The sequence below is a fragment of the Promicromonospora sp. Populi genome (assembly GCF_041081105.1).
Taxonomy (GTDB): Bacteria; Actinomycetota; Actinomycetes; order Actinomycetales; family Cellulomonadaceae; genus Promicromonospora.
Window position 1 is genome coordinate 561,032 of record NZ_CP163528.1, and the last position, 17,533, is coordinate 578,564.

Sequence of the window (17,533 nt, forward strand, 5' to 3'; positions counted from 1 at the left end):
TCCGTCGGGTCGCTCAGTCCTTGAAGAACAGCCGGTCGGGGGAGTCGACCAGGATGCGCTGCCGGTCGGCCTCGTCCGGCGCCCAGTCGGCCAGCAGGTCGAGCAGCTCGCCGGTGTCGCGGCTGCCGTCGGGAAGGTGCGGCCAGTCGGAGCCCCACACGAGCCGGTCGGGGCGGGTGGTGACCAGCGCGCGGCCCAGCTCGTGGACCGACGACAGCGGCTTGTCCTTGGCGATGCGGTACGGCCCGGACAGCTTGATCCAGGCGCTGCCCTGGCGCAGCACGTTCAGGAGCCGCTCCGTGTCGGCGGAGGTGAGGCCGTCGGACGCCTTCATGTAGCCCATGTGGTCGATGACGAACGGCTCCTCGAAGTCCGCGAGGAACGGCAGCAGGTCCCGCACGACGGTGCCGGGTGTGTAGAACTGCAGGTGCCACCCGCGCGGCCGGGTCAGCTTCGCCATCCGCTGCACGTAGTCGACGATCTCGCCGATCGGCAGGTCCTGCCGGGCGAACAGGTCGAGCCTGATGGCTCGCACACCCAGCTCGTGGTACCGATCGAGCTCCGCCTCCGTGACGTCGTCGGGCACACGCACCACGGCCCGGCACCGGTCCGGTCCGAGCCGGCGCAGCACGTCGAGCGTGAGCGAGTTGTCGTTGCCGTAGAAGGTCGGCTGGACGAGCACCATCCGTTCGATCCCGAGGAACTCGGTGACCTCCAGGTACTGGTCGAGCGTGCCGTCGGGGAACGTGTACTGCGGGTCCGGGACGTGCGGGTAGCCCTGCTCGAACACGTGGAAGTGCGCGTCGCAGCTGCCCGGCGGGAGCGTGTAGCGCGGCTTGGTGTTCGAGTCGGCGGGCCGCATGGGCGTGATCTGCGCGGGCGTGAAGTTCGCTGGTTTGGAGGTCATCGTGTGGTCAGCTCCCGGTGTGCGGCGGTGAGGGTCTCGACACGGGCGCGTGCCGCGGAGTGCAGCAGGTCGGTGTCCATGCCGGTGAGGTACAGCGGGGCGGCGCCGAGCGCGGCGAGCGACTCGAACAGGGCCGGGTCGGCGATGCCGCCGAGCTGGAGCGGGATCCCGTGGTTCCGGCAGGCCTCGGCGAGGGCCGCTACCGCTTCCCGGACCAGCAGGTGGCCGTACTGCCCGTGGATCCCGAGCTCCGCGGTGAGGTCGTTGGCGCCGATCGCGAGCATGTCGACGCCGTCGACCCCGGCGATCTCGTCGGCGGCGGCGACCCCCGCCGGGGTCTCGATCAGGATCTGGGTGATGGTGGCGCGGTCCAGGGCCGGGTTCAGCGTGCTGGCGGGGGTCGGCGTCATGCCCAGCTGCGGCACCGTCGCCAGCTGCGACCGCTGGCCCCTCGGCGCGAAGCGGGACGCCCGCGCGATGGTGCGCGCCTCGTCGGGCGTCTCGATCCGGGGCGCGACGATGCCGTGCGCCCCGGCGTCGAGCAGCCGGCCGATAGCCCCGTACTCCCGTTCCGGCACCCGGACGAACGGGGTGAGGCCCAGGTCGCCCGCGGCGGAGCACAGCGCCGCTGCGGTGTCGAGCGACATGGTGGAGTGCTCCAGGTCGACCATGATCGCGTGGTGCCCGGTCGACTTGGCGATGCGGCAGATGTCGGTGGTGCGTGAGTGCCGGATCCCCAGCATGAAGGTGGGTTGTCCCTCGTGCAGGCGCTCGAGGAACGGGTTTGTCGTCATGAAGTTGGTGCCTCCTGAATCGCTGGGTGCGCGGCGGGCTCGTCCGCCGACTCCTCTTCCTCGGGCTCCGGCGCCGGGCCGGAGCCGAAGAACATGGATGCGATGTCCGGCCGCGCGAGCAGGTCGCCGGCCGGCTCGGCCAGCAGCACCCGGCCGCGCTCCATGACGACGCCGTCCGTGGCCAGCCGGAGCCCCCACCGCACGTTCTGCTCGACCATGAGCACCGTGGCGCCCAGCGCGTGGATTGCCTGGGTGGTCTCGAACACCGTCTCGCAGGTTTTCGGGTCCAGCCCCAGCGTCGGCTCGTCCAGGAGCACGAGGCGCGGCTCGGTCATCAGCGCCCGCGCGAACTCGACGATCCGCCGCTGGCCGCCGGATAGGTCGGCCGCCTTGTCGTGTGCCCGCTCGGTGATGATCGGGAACGTCTCCGCCAGCTCGGCCATCCGTCGCTTCAGCCGGCGCTTGTCGCGGCGGATGAGGTAACCACCGAGCAGCATGTTGTCCCGGATGGTCAGCTGGCCGAACAGGCCGTCCTGCTGCGGCACCTGCACCACGCCCGCTGCGATGACCGCCGCCGGGTCGCGGCCATGGATCGCCAGGTCGCCGAGCATGATCTTGCCGGCCCTCGGGCGCAGCAGGCCGCTGATGGTGCGCAGCACCGTCGACTTGCCGGCGCCGTTGGGCCCGACGATGCACGTGATGCTCCCCGGGCGGACCTCGAGCTCGACACCCTGCAGGACGTCGCCGCCGCCGTAGCCGGCGTAGACCGACTCGACGCGGATCATCGGTTCGCTCCGATGATCTCGGGGCCCGAGGCCAGGTCGTCGCCGAGGTAGGCCTCCAGCACCGCGGGATCCGCGCTGACCTCGCTCGGGAGCCCGTCCGCGAGCACCGCGCCCCGTGCCAGCACCACCGCATGGTCGGCGAGCGACAGGACGAAGTGCATGTCGTGCTCGATGATCATGAAGGTCCTTCCCGATTCGTTGAGCGCGCGGATCAGCGTCGAGAGCCGCCTGCGCAGGGTCGGGTTGATCCCGGCGGCCGGCTCGTCGAGCAGGATCACGTCGGGGTCGAGCATCAGCAGCTGCGCCAGCTCGACGAGCTTGCGCTGCCCGTAGGACAGGTCGCCGGCCCGTGCGCCGAGATATTCGCCCAGGCCCACGAACTCGAGCAGCTCGGCGGCCCTGGCTGCCTCGGCACCGGAGACGGCGCCGCGGACCAGGTTGGCGAACCGGAACTCCCCGGTCGCCGCCGCGACGTTCTCCAGCACCGTGAGGCTCTCGAACAGCCGGGGCAGCTGGTAGGAGCGGCCGATCCCGGCGTGCGCCCGCCCGACCCGGCTGAGCGTGGTGATCGGGCGCCCGGCCAGGGACACCGACCCGGACGTGACCGGGTAGGTGCCGTCGATGGCGTTGAAGAGCGTCGTCTTCCCCGACCCGTTGGGGCCGATCAGCGCCGTGATCGAACCCTGCGGTACGGCCAGGGAGACCCCGTTGAGCGCGGTGACCCCGCCGAAGCGCATGGTCACGTCCGAGACCTGCAGGAGGTCCGCCTTCGGCCCGGTGCTGGCGGCGGCGCCGGACCTGGCCGGGGCCGGCGGCACCGGGAGGTCCTCGAGCCGGACGCCGGTGGGGCTCGGCGCGCTCCCGCGCCGCCACCGTTCGACCAGGTTCGTCACGGCAGGCAGGATCCCCTTGGGCAGCAGCAGGACCACGGCCAGCAGCAAGCCGCCGAACAGGATCAGCCGGATGGCGCCTGCGTCGGCGCCGCCGAGGGTCGTGTTGGTGAGCTCGGACAGCAGCACCACCAGGAACGAGCCGAGGATCGGCCCCCACACCGTGCCCCGGCCGCCGATCAGTGCGGCCAGCACCACCTGCATGCTCAGCACGATGTCGAACATGGTGCTGACCGACAGGGTGGAGACGTAGTAGCCGTACACGGCGCCGGCCATGCCGACCAGCACGGCGCTGGCCATGAACGCGATGCCCTTGTACACGGGCGTGCGCACACCGACGCCCGCCGCCTTGTCCTCGTCGTCCCGGATGGCCATCAGGCCCAGGCCGAGCTTGGACCGACGGATCAACACGGTCATGCCCACGCTGAGCAGGACCAGCGCGAGCAGCGCGTAGTAGAACGGCCAGTTCTGGAAGCGGATGTCCCAGGACGGCAGCGGCATGAGGAAGCCCTGGCTGCCGCCGGTCACGTCCGACATGTTGCGGGTGATCTGGCCGAGGAGCTCGAGCGTCGCGTAGGACACGATGACAAACGCCGCGCCGCGCGTCTTGCGGGTCGCCAGGCCCAGCAGCAGCGCGACGAGCGCGGCCGCGATGCCGCCCACCGGTGCCAGGAGGAACGGGGAGACGTCCAGGTACCCGGCCAGGACACCGGCGGTGTAGCCGCCGACGCCGATGAAGGCGCTGTGGCCGAGGCTGACGTACCCGGTGTAGCCGCCCATGATGTTCCACCCGGACGCGGTCACCGCGACCATGAACGTGAGGATCATCAGGTTGTGGACGTACGTGTCCGGGGTGAACAGCGGGATCAGCGCGACGAGCAGGATCAGGACGCCGATGACTACCCGTCGGATCGGGAACCTAGCGCTCTTCTCGCGAGCCGGGGCCGGGGCCGGAGCCGGGACCACAGCCGTGGCCGGCGCCGTCATGCCGTCACCGCGTCAGAGCGCACGCGACCGCCGAGCAGGCCCTGGGGCCGCACCAGCAGGATCACGATGATCAGGATGTAGGGCACCGCCGTCGCCCACCTGGCATCCAGGTACGACGCCGTCAGGGCCTCGCTCACCCCGAGGATGGCGGCGCCGAGCGCCGCACCCTGGAAGCTGCCGAGACCCCCGAGGATCACGACGCAGAGGATCCTGCCGATCCAGATGTAGTGGGACTCCGGCACGAACTGGTAGAGCACCGACAGGGCGCCGCCGGCGAAGCCGGTGGTCGCGGCGCCGATGGCGAACATCGACGCCATGGTGCGCTCCACGTTGATGCCGACCAGCTTCGCGCTGTCGCGGTCGGCCGAGCAGGCTCGGATCGCGCGGCCCAGGAACGTGCCACGCAGGAGCGCCCAGAGCGCGGCCAGCATGGCGATCGCGCCGAGGCTGGCATACAGCTGCGCCTGCGGCACCACCAGCGAACCGATCTCGAACGACGAGGTGAAGTACGACGGCGTCGCGGCGTGCCCGTCAGCGCCCCAGATGAGCGCCATCACGCCACCCGCGGCGACCGCGAACCCGAACGTGGCCACCAGGGTCAGCTCCCAGTCGATGCGCTGGACCCGCGCGACGACCGTCTTGTAGAGCACCCAGCCGATCCCGGCCATCGCCGGGCTGAGGCACAGGCCGATGAGGAGCGGGTCGATGCCGGTCAGGTCCCAGATCCACCAGGTCAGGAACGCGGCCACCACGATCATCGCGCCGTGCGCCAGGTTGATGATCTTCATGACGCCGAAGACCAGCGTGAACCCGGACGCCATGAGCGCGTACACGCCGCCCGCGAGCAGCCCGAGAATGAGTGTCTGTACCAGAAGAGTCATGGCCGGCCTCCCTTGCCCGGTCCGGGGCTGGTCCCGGCGCCCGTCCGGGCGCTCACTGCCAGCTCGGCTTCGTGTAGAGCGGCTCGGCCGTCGAGCGGTCCGCGGGGGCCACGACTTCCAGCTCACCCGACTGGAACTGCGCGAGCAGCAGCTCACCCTGCGGGCGGCCGGCGGCGTCCCAGCTCAGGGGCCCGACGATCGTGTCGACGGTGTTCGCGTGCAGCCAGTCGGCCATCTCGGCCTGATCCAGGTTGCCGGCCCCCTCGACGGCGGCCTGCAGCACCTGGCCCGCCGTGTAGGAGTTGGCGGCGTCCTCGTCGGGCGCGTAGCCGTACTCCTCGGTGTAGCCCGCCACGAAGTCCGGGTTACCGCCGAACTCCGTCTCGGTGCTGTACGCGATCGAGGTGAAGATCCCCTCGGTGTTGGCCTCGCCGATCGCCTGCGCGTAGTTCGGCGACGTCGGAGCGTTCTGCTGGTAGAGCATGTCCGGCGAGAAGCCGACCCGCTGCAGGGAACGGACCAGGGAGACGCCGTCGCTGGTGACCGGGCCGTGAACGATGACGTCGGGGTCGGCCTGCCGGATCGCGTTGGCGATCGTGTCGAAGTTCGACGTGTCCGGCGCGTAGGTCTGGTCGTAGACGGTCTCGACCCCGAGCTCAGCCAGGCGCTCGCCGAAGATCTCCGCCGCCTGCGTGGTGTTGGGGTCGTCCTGCTGCACCAGGGCGACGGTCTCGGGCCGGTCCTCCTCGGGCATCTGCTCGATCAGATCGACGAACTGGTTGGGCAGGCCCTGCGTCGTCGTCGGCTGGGCGAAGAACAGGTAGTTGAAGTCGCGGGCGAAGATCTCGTCCGCGCCGCCGGACGGCTGGATGTAGACGTACCCGTAGCGCTCGGCGACCGGCGCGACGGCGAGGTTGAGGTCCGAGGAGAACGTACCCAGCAGCAGGTCCACCTGGTCCTGCGAGATGAGCCGGTTGTAGTCCGAGATGGCGGTCTGCTGGTCGAACCCGTCGTCCAGGACCGTCAGCTCGACCTGGCGCCCGAGCAGCCCGCCGTTGGCGTTGACCTGGTCGGCCCAGTACTGGTAGCCCTCCATGCCGGGCTTCGCCCGGTCGGCGGCCGGGCCGCTGAGCGGCAGCGACATGCCGATCTGGATGGGTTCGTCGGTGGTTTCCTCGGCTTCCGACGGCGCGGACAGCCCGCAGCCGGAGGCGATCAGGACGGACGCGGCAGCGACGCCTACGAGCGCGCGTCGGGTCCGGTAGGCGGTGGCACGTGGTCGAGCGACTTTGCTCATTACAGCGCTCCTCATTTGGTCAGTCTGATGGTCAGTCGGGTCTTGCGGTCAGTCAGGAGGTGGAGCTCCTGCGTGGACCGCAGGGTTTTCGGCCTGCAGAGCCGGGTAGGGCTCGCCGTCCAGGCCGGGCACCGTTACCGCCTCGGGCCGGTTGGCGTTCTGCACGAGCTGTGCGCTCGCGTAGTCGGTGACGGCACCGGACAGCAGCTGGCGGGGATCCTCCAGGACCACCCTGAGCCGCGTGGTCAGGGCCAGCCAGTCGGTCGGTCCGCTGACGGCGGGCATCTGGTGGACCGAGCGGGTGTCAGGCGTCAGCTCGGTCAGGTTGCGGGCCTCCGGCTTGAACCGGGGGTAGCCGGCGAACATCGGCTCGCCCAGGGCGGACATGGCGGTCATCGACGACCACAGCCGCCGGTAGTCGTGCTCCAGCGCCTGGACCGCTTCGGTGTTGCCGCCGTCGTGCATCGGGAACACCGGGGCGTGCGGGGCGATCAGCAGCCGCTCGCTCGGCAGGCGTCCCCGCGACGCGGCCAGGATGACCCCGGCGACGGAGTTGCTGTCCAGCGTCACGCCGGCCGTCGGCCGGCCCTGGCGCCCGGCGATCACGACCATGGCGCGTTCCCACGGCAGATCGAGGCCGTCGAACCAGGAGATGAGCCGGTGCCCCAGGTCCATGCCGGTGAGGAAGAAGGTCGCGACCATCACCCGGTTGAACGGAACCGGTAGGCCCTCGGCGGGCCCTTCCAGGTAGTCCGCTCGCAGCCGCTCGGCCGTGAGGTAGCTCTCGTCGGCGAGCGACCGCTCCAGGAAGCGCTCGGTCAACCGGCACGCGTAGTCGACCATCGCGGCGATGCTCTCTGCCCGGCCGACGAACGAGGGGGCTGCGATCTCGTCCCGCCACAGCGCGACGGAGTTCGCCTCGCGGGTGGCACGCGTGGCGTCGAGGAGCTCCTGCGCGTCGGCCCGCCAGACGCCGTCGGGACCGTGCTCCCTCAGCCACGCCAGCGTCGCGAGGGCCGGGCCGAGGTGGGAGATCGCGGCGGTCTCCTTGAAGCCGCGGTTGGAGAGCCGATAGCCCTCGATCGTCGGCGGCGCGCCGCCGCCGGGGTAGAGCGCGATGTCGAAGCCGGTGGCCACGATCAGCGGGTCGCCGGCCGCGGCTCGCCCGGCCGTCTGCCCGAAGTGGGCACCGATGCTCGTGGCCGAGCCCGTGTATGCCTGGAAGAGGCGGATGAACTCGGCGTTCTCGGAGTAGGGCATGTCAGCTCACCGCCGAACCGGTCGAGAGCGAGTACAGGACGGTCTCGGTGGCGAACCGGACCTCGGCCGACAGCGAGTTCGAGACCAGGAACCGCAGCTCGCCAGGGGTCTCGTCGGACGGGACCAGCGCCACGTCGGTGCCGCCCGAGGTCGGGAACTCGGCGACCACCACCAGGTCGCCGTCGAGCCACTCGTAGACCTGCGAGACCAGGGTGGGGTTGGGGGCGGCCGGGGTGCCGGTGATGAAGTTGATCCGGATGACGAACAGGCGGTCCTCGTGCTCGACCACCAGGAGCTCCCGGGCGCCCGACCCGGCGAGCTCGTGCACCTTGGTGAACTGCTCGCCGTCCCACTTCGTCAGGACCGGCGGCTCCTCGATCCCGGCCACCAGCAGGTAGTGGTGACCGTCGCGCGTGAAGTCGGCGAAGGCTCGGCCGGTCCGCTCCCGGAGGTCCTGGTGCGCCTCGTACTTGGCCCCGTCCCAGCGGTAGAGCACGCTTGAGCCGAGGTGGTCCGCGTGCGCCACGAAGAAGTTGCCGCCGACCTGGAATGGGTGCCAGTTGTAGGCCCACCGGGACGGCACGTCCTGGAACTCGGCGAACCGCTCGCCGTCCCACTCGTAGATCTTCGAGGGCCGGTTGGGCCCCGGGATGTGCGGCAGGTCGAGGCCCTGGGCGAGCCCCAGGAAGTGCCGGCCGTCGACGGTCCAGTGGCGCCACTGCTTGGCCGCGAAGGACTCGATCGCCTGGAACTCGGTGAACGCCCCGTCGATCCACTCGAAGATCTGGGACAGGATCGTGTACTGGTACGGGCCCGCACCGGTCCGGATGCTCGCCACGGCGAGGAAGGCGCGGTCGCCGATGGTGAAGAACTCCGCGTCCTCGCCGCCGGGCCCGGGGAGCGCCCAGTACGGTTCGTACCGGCCGTCCACCAACCGCAGCAGGAGGAGGTCGGTGTCGCTGTTGCCGGCGTTCATCCCGGCGGCCGCGCCGGGGACGTCGAGGGCGAGCTGGGGGATCGCGACGAGATCCAGCCCGCCGACCTGGAACACCTCGACGGCGCGAGCTCCGGAGGTGGGAACTCGCTGCAGCTCTGTAAGGGCAACCTTGACCATGCGAGTACTCAACTCGACTGGCGGTGCGCCGGGCAAGTAACCTGCGTTGACGAATAAGTACATCCACCGTTAGCAGAGGTGACGCATGCTCGATGTGGACAAGCTGGTTGCGCTGCGCGCCGTCGCTACCCACGGCTCGATCGCCGCGGCCGGCCGCGAGCTCGGTTACACCCGTTCGGCGATCTCGCAGCAGCTGACCGCCCTTGAGCGCGCGGCCGGCACGGCACTGCTGATCCGTGGCGCGAAAAAAGTGACGGTCACTCCCGTTGGGCGACGCCTGATCGAGCACACCGAGCGCATCCTGGCCGAGCTGCGCGCCGCCGACGCCGTGCTGCGCCAGGAGGCCGGGGAGGTGTCCGGCGAGCTGCGGGTCGGGGTGCCGTTCGGGGAGGGGCCGCCGGTCATGAGCGGTGCCCTCAAGGGCGTGCGGGCCCGCTACCCGCTCCTGCAGATCACGCTCGCGGCGACGACGGACGCGGACGGCGCCGAGGAGATCCGGCGCGGCAACCTGGACGTCGTGATCCTGTCGCGGTTCGGCGCGACGCCCGGACCCGCGGGGACCGGGCTGCGTCAGTGGGAGCTCGGGCACGACGCGCTGCGGCTGTGCGTGCCCCAGGGGCACCGGCTCGCGGGCGCGGAGACCTGCACGGTCGCCGACCTGCGCGACGACCCGTGGGTGGTCAGCCCGAGGACGCCGCTGGGGCAGCTCACCCTGAACATGTGTGCCGTCGCGGGCTTCCGGCCCACGATCGCGGCGACGGTCGACGACATGGCGGCGGCCCTCGGCCTGGTTGACGTGGGCTGGGGAGTGACCATCGCACCCGAGCTCACGTCGTCGGTCCGTGAGAGCACGCTGAGCCGGATCCCGCTGCCCGGGGTCTGGGCCTTCCGGCACACCGTCCTGCTGGCGAGGGACGGCGAGGAGGAGTCCCCGGCGATAGCCGCCGTCATCGCCGCGGTGCACGAGACGAGCGCCAGGTTCGGCTACACCACGTGAGCCGGCGGGTACGGCACTGAGCGGGCGGGCGCGCCCCAGCCGGGCCGTTCAGCTTCCCGGCTGGAAGGCCTGGACGTCGAGCAGCTCATCGTCCGGGTTGGCGCACGCGGTGAGCGTGATCTGGTCGCTGTGCACGAACAGGGAACGCGTCTCCCCGGGCGGGTAGACGCGGAACCCGTCGGCCGGCGCCTGTTCGCAGTCCTCGTCGTAGTTCTGGGCGTTCGCCACGGAGACGACGGCCTGCGCGGCGGAACCCGGGTCGAGCAGCACCGAGCCATGGGGGCTCGACCGATCGAGCGTGGCCGCGGCGCCGATCTGGGTGCCGTTGTCGTCCCCGACGAAGGACACACCGGGCCAGCCCTGCAGGACGCACGGGGTCGAGGCCTCGTTGGTCAGCACTATCGCTACCTCGTTGCGCCCGGCTGATGCGCCGCCCTCCACCGCCTCCAGGGCGCCCGCGAGGTCGGGGGTCAGGCACCGTGCGGTCCCTGTGTCGGAATCCGAATCAGCGGGTGGGCTCGACGTCGCGCCGGTGTTCGCCGCGCCGGTGTCCGCCGAGCCGTCGGACGCCGGGGCTGTACCGTCCGGGGCTGACGGGCTCGGTGTGGCGCTGGTGGTCGACGTCGCGGTGGTCGACGTGACGGCGGGTTCGCCGCCGCCCGTGCACCCCGCGGTCATGAGCAGCGCGGCGAATCCCGCAGCACCACACGCGGTGAGGACGAACTTTCGCTTGATCATGTGCACCTTCCTGTGGCCGACCGACTCCTGAGCGGAGCAGCGGTCAAAGCGTCTCACAATGTTGCCCGAGTCAACTACAAGTGGATGCGGTGCGACCCGCCGGGGCAGTAGCGTCTGTCCCATGCGTCTGGGCGTCCTCGACATCGGTTCCAACACGGGACACCTCCTGGTGGTGGACGCCCACGGTGGCGCGGCGCCGCTGCCGGCGTCGTCGTACAAGGAGCCGTTGCGGCTCGCCGAGCACCTGGACGGCCAGGGCGCCGTCAGCCAGGCCGGCGTCGACGCCCTCGTGGAGTTCACCGCGCAGGCCGTGCGGATCGCGGACGAACGGGGCTGCGCCGAGATGCTGGCGTTCGCCACGTCTGCCGTCCGGGATTCGGTGAACTCCGAGACGGTCCTCAAGACCGTGCACGAGCGCACCGGGGTGCGGCTGGCGGTGCTCAGCGGCGAGGACGAGGCCCGCCTGACGTTCCTTGCGGTGCGGCGCTGGTTCGGCTGGTCGGCCGGCCGCCTGGCCGTGTTCGACATCGGCGGCGGCTCGCTGGAGATCGCGGGTGGGTCCGACGAGGCGCCCGACGCCGCGTGGTCGCTCCCGCTCGGGGCCGCGCGGCTCGCCCGCACGCACTTCGACGTAATGCCCGACGCCGGTGCGCTGCGCGCACTGCGCCGCGAGCTGCACACCGAGATCGCGCGGAACGCCGGGAGCCTGCTGCGCGCCGGCCGGCCCGACCGGGCCGCCGCGACCTCCAAGACCTTCCGGTCGCTGGCCCGGATCTGCGGCGCCGCCCCGGCGGCCGAGGGGCTGCTGGTGCGCCGGGTGCTGTCGCTGGAGGTGCTGCGCGAACGGATGGACGAGCTGACCCGCACGGCTCCCGAGGACCTGGCCCGGCTGCCCGGCGTCTCACCGAGCCGGGCGCACCAGATCGTCCCGGGAGCGCTCGTCGCCGAGGCCTGCATGGACGTCTTTGACCTGACCGAGCTCGAGATCTGCCCCTGGGCGCTGCGTGAGGGCGTGATCCTCGAGCGCATCGACCAGCTGCCGCACCTCGCCGTCGGCTGACGTCTGCAACGCCCCATCGGGGGCGGATACTGGCGATATGCCGGTTGCTGCATTGAACCCCATCGAGCGCCTGCGGGCCCGGGTGGGTGACGCGCTGTTCATGCGGGTCGCCGGGCCGGGCGGATACGAGCAGCGCGACCGGATCCACCTCACCCCCGGCCCGCGGTGGTTCGCCCCGGACAGCCCCATCCGCCGGGTGCACGGCGACTCGGCGACGTTCGTCGGTGGGCTGCGGGCGCTGCTGCTGCAGTCGCTGCACCCGCTCGCGATGGCGGGTGTGGCCGGTCACTCCGGCTACCGCGGTGATCCGTGGGGGCGCCTCGCTCGCACCTCGACGTTCCTCGGCTACACGACGTTCGCGACCGAGGAGCACGCCCAGGAGATGATCGACCGGGTGCGTGCGGTGCACGAGCGGGTGCGGGGCCGGACCCCCGACGGCCGTCCGTACCGGGCGAGCGACCCGCACCTGCTCACCTGGGTGCACGTCGCGGAGGCGGACTCGTTCCTGGCCGCCCACCAGCGGTACGGCGAGAAGCCGCTCACCGCGGGCGAGACGGACGAGTACGTCGCCCAGTCCGGCCGGGTCGCCCGCGCGCTCGGTGCGCAGGACGTGCCGACGACGGTCGCCGAGCTGGCCGACCGCATCGAGTCCTACCGCGGTGAGCTGGGGGCCACCCCGGCGGCCCTCGACACCGCGAGCTTCCTGTTGCGGGAGCCGCCGCTGCCCCGACCCGCGCGCGCCCCGTACCGGCTGCTCGCGGCCGGGTCGGTGGCGCTGCTGCCCTCCTGGGCGCGTGACGAGCTCGGGGTCGATACCTGGTTCAGCCGGACGCTTGGCGGGCCCGCCGGATCAGTCGCGGTCCGGGCCGTGCGCTGGGGCATGGACTCAGTCGCGCGCGAGGGCCGCCGTTGGTGACCGTGCCGCGCGTCGGGCCACGCGACGTCAGGCCCCGTTGTGTCAGCGCTCCGCGAGCCCGAGCACCCGCCGGGCGTTGTCCCCGTAGAGCCCGGGCAGCAGGTCGGCGGGCAGGTCCGCGCCGGAGATCTGCCACCTGCCCTGCGGCGGGATCTCCTCGCCCGGCGCGTAGTCGAAGTACTCGTCGTCGGTCTCCAGGAAGCGGAAGTGGACCTCGAGCTGTTCGCGCGACAGCGGGTAGGCGTCCGTGCCGAACAGCACACGGTCCGGGAAGCGCTCCACGAGCCGGCGGAACCGCCGGGGCTGGCGGCCCAGCTCGCCGAGCCGGCCAGCGATGTCGACGACCAGGTTGGGCGCCGCGCGCAGGAGCCGCTCGACGTGGTCCAGGTCCTCGGCGACGCAGCCGACGTGCGCCCCGATGTACCGGGTGCCGGGTGTCGCCACGAGCAGGCGCTCGAACGCGGCCAGGAGCTCGTCGAAGGTCGGGTAGTGGTCCCGGTCGGCGAACGACCAGTCGGGCTGGCCGGCGAGCTCGTCGAACCGCTCGTTGTGCACGTCCAACGGGTCGAAGAACGCCTTCGGGTCGGCGACGTGGACCAGGGCCGGTAGCCCGAGCTCGCCCGCCAGCGCGAGCACCCCGACGACGCGCGGATCGTCCGGGAGCACCAGCTCGCCGTCGGGCCCGGTGACGGTGAGACCGACGTTCTTCCACACCTTGATGCCGCGCGCCCCGCGTGCGGCGCTGTCCCGTAGCTGGTCCTGGATCTCGCGCTCCCCGCCCGGGCGGCGCAGGAGGGTCCAGTCGACCTGGCAGAACGTGAGGAAGCGGCCCGGGTGGGCCCGGTCGTACCGGTCGAGGTTGGCCTCCAGCTCGGCGCCCCACAGCCCGTCGAGGTTGACGACGGCCTCGATGCCGGCGTCGTCCATCATCGCGAGCAGCGCCGGTACGTCGGGCGCGCACCAGTCGGTGGTGAGCCAGCGCCCGAGGTGGTTGTGCACGTCGATCACACTCGCCGCGGCGCGGGCGACCCGCGTGACGGGGAGGGAGACCTGCGCTCGTGGCGCCCAGTCGACGAGCCGGAGGTCCGGCACCTCCGTGGTGACGGGGTGGGTGGACCCCAGGGGATCGGGTGCGTGGCTCATGGCGCGATTCAATCAGTCGGACTGATCGAATCCGCAAGTCCTGGTGACTCGTGCGCACCGGTCGAGCACGATGGGCACGTGAGCATCAGCACCGTCACCGAACGTGAGATCCGCAGCCAGCCCGAGGTCTGGGCGCGCGCCGTCGCCGCGGCGGCCGAGGGCGCACCGGTGCTCGGCCGCCCGGGGGAGCGCGTCCTGCTGCTCGGCTGCGGCACCAGCGCCTTTGTCGCCGAGTCGATCGCCGTGCTCCGGGAGCGCGCCGGGCAGGGCGAGACCGACGCCACCTACGCGTCGGAGTGGACGCCCGGCCGCACCTACGACCGGGTGGTCGTGATCAGCCGCTCGGGGACCACGAGCGAGGTGCTCGAGGCGCTCGACCGGGTGCCCGCGGGCACGGTGAAGGCGGCCGTCGTCGGCGTAGCCGACTCGCCGGTGGCCGCGGCGGCTGACGAGACGCTCGTGCTGGACTTCGCCGACGAGATGTCGGTGGTCCAGACGCGGTTCCCCACCTCGGTGCTGGTGCTGGCGCGCACCGGGTTCGGCGAGGACCTCCAGCCGGTCCTGGACCGGGTGGCCGACGTGCTCGCCGCGCCGCTGCCCGTCGACCCGGCAAAGTTCGACCACTTCGTCTTCCTCGGCCGGTCCTGGACCTACGGCCTCGCGCAGGAGGCAGCGCTCAAGATCCGCGAGGCGGCGCAGGCATGGTCGGAGTCGTACCCGGCGCTCGACTACCGGCACGGCCCCGTCGCGGTGGCGGGGGAGTCGAGCCTGGTGATCCTCTTCGGCGACGCCGACCCGGCGCTCACCGCCGACGTCGTGCGCACGGGGGCGACAGCTGTGCACGAGGACCTCGACCCGCTCATCCAGCTGGTGCAGGCGCAGCGGCTCGCTGTCGAGCTCGCGGCGTCGCGCGGGCTGGACGCGGACGCGCCGCGGCACCTGACCCGCTCGGTAGTGCTCGGATGAGCCCAGGCGGCTCCGCGCCGCGCGTACCACGGCCCGTGGTGGTGGTCGGCGACGCGAACGTCGACCTCGTCCTGCGCGGCGACGTTGTGCCCCGCTTCGGCCAGGTCGAGCAGCTCGCCGACTCGGGCGACCTGGTGCTGGGCGGCTCGGCGAGCATCGCGGCGTCGGGCATCGCCCGCCTGGGCGTGCCGACGTCGCTCGTGGCGCGGGTGGGTGCGGACACGTTCGGCACCTTCACGCTGGAGGCCCTGCGCCGGCACGGCGTCGACGTCGAGTCCGTCGAGGTGGCGGACGCCGAGCCGACCGGGCTGTCCGTGATCCTCTCCACCCCCGCCGACCGGGCGATCCTCACCGTGCCCGGGACCATCCCCACCCTCACGGGCGAACGCGTCACCGAGGTGCTCGACGCACGGGCCGATCGCCCCGGACTCCTGCACGTCGCCTCGTACTTTCTCCAGCCCGGCTTGGCCCGGGCCCTACCCGGGGTGCTCGCGCGCGCCCGGGAGCAGGGCTGGACCACGAGCCTGGACACGAACTGGGACCCGGACGAGAAGTGGGCGGGGCTCGACGAGGTGCTGCCGCACCTGGACCTGCTCCTGCCCAACCGCAACGAGCTGCGCGCCATCGCGGGCGCGCTGGGCGAGGAGGTGGGTCCGGGCGACGGCGTCGACGACGGCGCTGCGGGCCACGGCCGAGACAGCGGTGTCGGCACGGGCCGCGCGGGCGACAGCCGCGCTGACGACGTCGCGCTCGCGATCCGGCTCGCCCGGCGCGGGCCGCGCGTGGTCGTCAAGGACGGGGCCGACGGCGGCTGGTCGGTGGGCGCCGCCGGCGTCGTCGTCCGTGCGCCGGGCATTGCGGTCGAGGTGGTCGACACGACGGGTGCGGGGGACAGCTTCGACGCCGGCTACCTGGCGGCTCTCGCGTACGGCTTCGACGACGAGCAGACGCGCGTGCGCTGGGCGACGACGGCTGGCTCTCTTTCCACGCTCGGCTCCGGCGGCACCGGACGGCAGGCGACGCTCGACGAGCTGGAGCGGGTGCTCGCGCGGTGATCTCGGCGATCGCGCTCAGCCCGTCGCTCGACGTCACGTACGTGGTCGACGAGCTGGCGGGGATCCAGCGCCCGCGCTCCGTGCACCGCGTGGGCGGCGGCAAAGCGCTGAACGCGGCGCGCGCGGCCGCGGCGCTCGGCGCCCGGGTCTCGGCTGTGGCCGTGCTCGGCGCCGGCGTCGGGCAGGACGTCGCCGACGGGGCCCGGGCCGACGGCGTCGACGTGCACGTGGTGCCCGGGTCGGAGCCGACCCGGGCTTGCGTCTCGATCTTCTCCCGCGCCACGGGGCAGCTCACGGAGATCTACGAGCGCGCCGTCCCGGTCTCCGCGGAGACGGCGGCGGCCGCGCTGGACGTCGCCGTTGAGCTCGCTTCGGCCCGGCCCGGGTGGTGGCTAGTCTCGGGCGGCGTGCCGACGTCGGCCCCTGCCGGCCTGCTCGCCGACGCGGTGCACCGCCTGCACGACGCCGGGGTGCGGGTCGCGATCGACAGCCACGGCGAGGCGCTGCGCAGCGCCGTGGACGCGCGTCCGGACCTGGTGAAGATCAACCGGGCCGAGGCCCTGGAACTGGTCGGCGGTGGAGCCGCAGAGCCGTCCGTGCCGGAACTGCTGGCCGCCGTGCACGGTCGCACCGGGGGGCTGGTCGTCATCACCGACGGCCCAGATGGCGCCTGGGCGACCGACGGCGACCGGGTGCTGCGGGCCCACCTGCCCGGGCACACGGGCGGCTTCCCGGTCGGCAGCGGCGACTCGTTCCTCGGCGGCCTGCTCGTCGCGCTAGACCGCGGCGACGACCTCCCCGCGGCACTGGCGCTGGCGACGGCCACCGGGACCGCCAACGCCCAGCTCCCGGGCGCGGCAATCCTGGACCCAACCCTGGCCCGCACCCTGACAAGTACCGTCCGAGTCACCCACTAGTCCGGGACTATCTGGACGTCCACGCCTGCTGCCGCTATCGCCACCAGGGCCTCCGGGTCGGCCGTCGAGTCCGTCACCAGGACGTCGATCTCCGCTAGGTCGGCCATCTTCGCGAGGGTCACCCGGCCCACCTTCGAGCCGTCCGCCACGACCACCACCTGCTCCGCGTGCGCGAGCATCGCGTGGTTGGTGCGGGCCTCGGTCTCGTCGTGGGTCGTCGCGCCGCCCCGGACGCTGATGCCGTCCGTGCCCAGGAACGCGGTGCCGACGTTGACGGCGTTGAACGTGTTCTCCGCCAGCGCCCCGACGGCCTCCAGCGAGCTGGATCGGACGACCCCACCGGTCATGATCACCTTGAGGTTGCTCCGGGAGGCGAGCTCGGTCGCCGTCGTGAGCGCGTTCGTGACGATCGCGAGGTCGGGCCGGCTGGCCAGCTCCCGGGCGACCGCGGCGGTGGTGCTGCCGCCGCTGATGGCCACGGAGTAGCGGCCGGCGGGCAGCAGACCGGCCGCGTGCTCGGCGATGCGGACCTTCGCGTCCCGGAACCGGTTGTCCCGCAGCAGCACGGGGACCTCGGTCGTGGGATCGAGCGCGCGGACGCCCCCGTGCGTGCGCACGAGCAGCCCCTGGTCCGCCATGGCGGCGAGGTCGCGGCGCATCGTGGCCGAGGACACGCCGAGCTCCCGGACGAGCTCGGTGAGCCGGGCCGCGCCGTGCTCGTTGACGTAGGTCAGGGTCCGCATCAAACGCTCGGTGCGCTTGTGGGAGATGGCGCGTGGTTCCGGGCTGGTGGTGGCCGTCATGCCGGATCCCCTCCCGAACCGCT

At 72.2% G+C, this 17,533-nt stretch carries 17 protein-coding genes; 6 read left to right on the forward strand and 11 right to left on the reverse strand.

Annotated elements, in window-relative coordinates; genetic code table 11:
- Positions 1-13: 13 nt before the first annotated feature.
- Genes AB1046_RS02440 through AB1046_RS02475 form a run of 8 tightly spaced genes read right to left on the reverse strand, consistent with a single transcriptional unit; the run spans position 14 to position 8,915 of the window.
- Positions 14-907, reverse strand: a complete 894-nt coding sequence (locus tag AB1046_RS02440; protein WP_369372200.1) for an amidohydrolase family protein — start codon at positions 905-907, stop codon at positions 14-16.
- Positions 904-1,701: an HpcH/HpaI aldolase/citrate lyase family protein gene (locus tag AB1046_RS02445; protein ID WP_369372202.1), complete on the reverse strand. Its 798-nt coding sequence runs from the start codon at positions 1,699-1,701 to the stop codon at positions 904-906. Before AB1046_RS02445 ends, AB1046_RS02440 begins: the two co-directional genes overlap by 4 nt.
- The gene (locus tag AB1046_RS02450) at positions 1,698-2,486 is read right to left on the reverse strand and encodes an ABC transporter ATP-binding protein (RefSeq protein WP_369372203.1); all 789 of its coding nucleotides are present in this window, start codon (positions 2,484-2,486) and stop codon (positions 1,698-1,700) included. Before AB1046_RS02450 ends, AB1046_RS02445 begins: the two co-directional genes overlap by 4 nt.
- Positions 2,483-4,363 carry a branched-chain amino acid ABC transporter ATP-binding protein/permease gene (locus AB1046_RS02455; protein ID WP_369372204.1) on the reverse strand — a complete coding sequence of 627 codons (1,881 nt, stop codon included), beginning with the start codon at positions 4,361-4,363 and terminating at the stop codon, positions 2,483-2,485. The genes AB1046_RS02450 and AB1046_RS02455 overlap by 4 nt, the downstream gene beginning before the upstream one ends.
- Positions 4,360-5,244 carry a branched-chain amino acid ABC transporter permease gene (locus tag AB1046_RS02460; protein ID WP_369372205.1) on the reverse strand — a complete coding sequence of 295 codons (885 nt, stop codon included), beginning with the start codon at positions 5,242-5,244 and terminating at the stop codon, positions 4,360-4,362. Before AB1046_RS02460 ends, AB1046_RS02455 begins: the two co-directional genes overlap by 4 nt.
- A gap of 52 nt (positions 5,245-5,296) precedes the next feature.
- On the reverse strand, positions 5,297-6,541 hold the full coding sequence (locus AB1046_RS02465) for an amino acid ABC transporter substrate-binding protein (protein ID WP_369372206.1): 1,245 nt from the start codon (positions 6,539-6,541) through the stop codon (positions 5,297-5,299).
- Between the two features lie 48 nt (positions 6,542-6,589).
- A complete protein-coding gene (locus AB1046_RS02470; protein ID WP_369372207.1) occupies positions 6,590-7,801 on the reverse strand; it encodes a DUF5624 domain-containing protein in 1,212 nt (403 codons plus the stop codon).
- Between the two features lies 1 nt (position 7,802).
- On the reverse strand, positions 7,803-8,915 hold the full coding sequence (locus AB1046_RS02475; protein WP_369372208.1) for a hypothetical protein: 1,113 nt from the start codon (positions 8,913-8,915) through the stop codon (positions 7,803-7,805).
- A gap of 85 nt (positions 8,916-9,000) precedes the next feature.
- Here AB1046_RS02475 and AB1046_RS02480 point away from each other — a divergent pair, with 85 nt between their 5' ends.
- Positions 9,001-9,912 carry a LysR family transcriptional regulator gene (locus tag AB1046_RS02480; RefSeq protein ID WP_369372209.1) on the forward strand — a complete coding sequence of 304 codons (912 nt, stop codon included), beginning with the start codon at positions 9,001-9,003 and terminating at the stop codon, positions 9,910-9,912.
- A gap of 48 nt (positions 9,913-9,960) precedes the next feature.
- Here the strand turns inward: AB1046_RS02480 and AB1046_RS02485 are convergent, their stop codons facing one another.
- Positions 9,961-10,650, reverse strand: coding sequence for a DUF4232 domain-containing protein (locus AB1046_RS02485; RefSeq protein ID WP_369372210.1), 690 nt, complete (start codon positions 10,648-10,650; stop codon positions 9,961-9,963).
- Between the two features lie 121 nt (positions 10,651-10,771).
- Here AB1046_RS02485 and AB1046_RS02490 point away from each other — a divergent pair, with 121 nt between their 5' ends.
- Complete coding sequence (locus AB1046_RS02490) at positions 10,772-11,710, forward strand: Ppx/GppA family phosphatase (protein ID WP_369372211.1); 939 nt, start codon at positions 10,772-10,774, stop codon at positions 11,708-11,710.
- 52 nt (positions 11,711-11,762) lie between these two features.
- The gene (locus tag AB1046_RS02495) at positions 11,763-12,626 is read left to right on the forward strand and encodes an oxygenase MpaB family protein (RefSeq protein ID WP_369372212.1); all 864 of its coding nucleotides are present in this window, start codon (positions 11,763-11,765) and stop codon (positions 12,624-12,626) included.
- Between the two features lie 42 nt (positions 12,627-12,668).
- Here AB1046_RS02495 and AB1046_RS02500 read toward each other — a convergent pair whose 3' ends face one another.
- Positions 12,669-13,769, reverse strand: coding sequence for an amidohydrolase family protein (locus AB1046_RS02500; RefSeq protein ID WP_369372214.1), 1,101 nt, complete (start codon positions 13,767-13,769; stop codon positions 12,669-12,671).
- Between the two features lie 78 nt (positions 13,770-13,847).
- Between AB1046_RS02500 and AB1046_RS02505 the strand changes: the two genes are divergently transcribed.
- Genes AB1046_RS02505 through AB1046_RS02515 form a run of 3 tightly spaced genes read left to right on the forward strand, consistent with a single transcriptional unit; the run spans position 13,848 to position 16,707 of the window.
- A complete protein-coding gene (locus AB1046_RS02505) occupies positions 13,848-14,735 on the forward strand; it encodes an SIS domain-containing protein (protein WP_369372215.1) in 888 nt (295 codons plus the stop codon).
- Positions 14,732-15,790 (forward strand): carbohydrate kinase family protein, encoded by a 1,059-nt coding sequence (locus AB1046_RS02510; RefSeq protein ID WP_369372216.1) that lies wholly within the window; start codon positions 14,732-14,734, stop codon positions 15,788-15,790. The genes AB1046_RS02505 and AB1046_RS02510 overlap by 4 nt, the downstream gene beginning before the upstream one ends.
- Positions 15,787-16,707: a 1-phosphofructokinase family hexose kinase gene (locus AB1046_RS02515; RefSeq protein ID WP_369372217.1), complete on the forward strand. Its 921-nt coding sequence runs from the start codon at positions 15,787-15,789 to the stop codon at positions 16,705-16,707. Before AB1046_RS02510 ends, AB1046_RS02515 begins: the two co-directional genes overlap by 4 nt.
- Here the strand turns inward: AB1046_RS02515 and AB1046_RS02520 are convergent.
- Positions 16,704-17,510: a DeoR/GlpR family DNA-binding transcription regulator gene (locus AB1046_RS02520; RefSeq protein ID WP_369372218.1), complete on the reverse strand. Its 807-nt coding sequence runs from the start codon at positions 17,508-17,510 to the stop codon at positions 16,704-16,706. The two genes, AB1046_RS02515 and AB1046_RS02520, sit on opposite strands and share 4 nt — an antisense overlap.
- Positions 17,511-17,533: the final 23 nt, after the last annotated feature.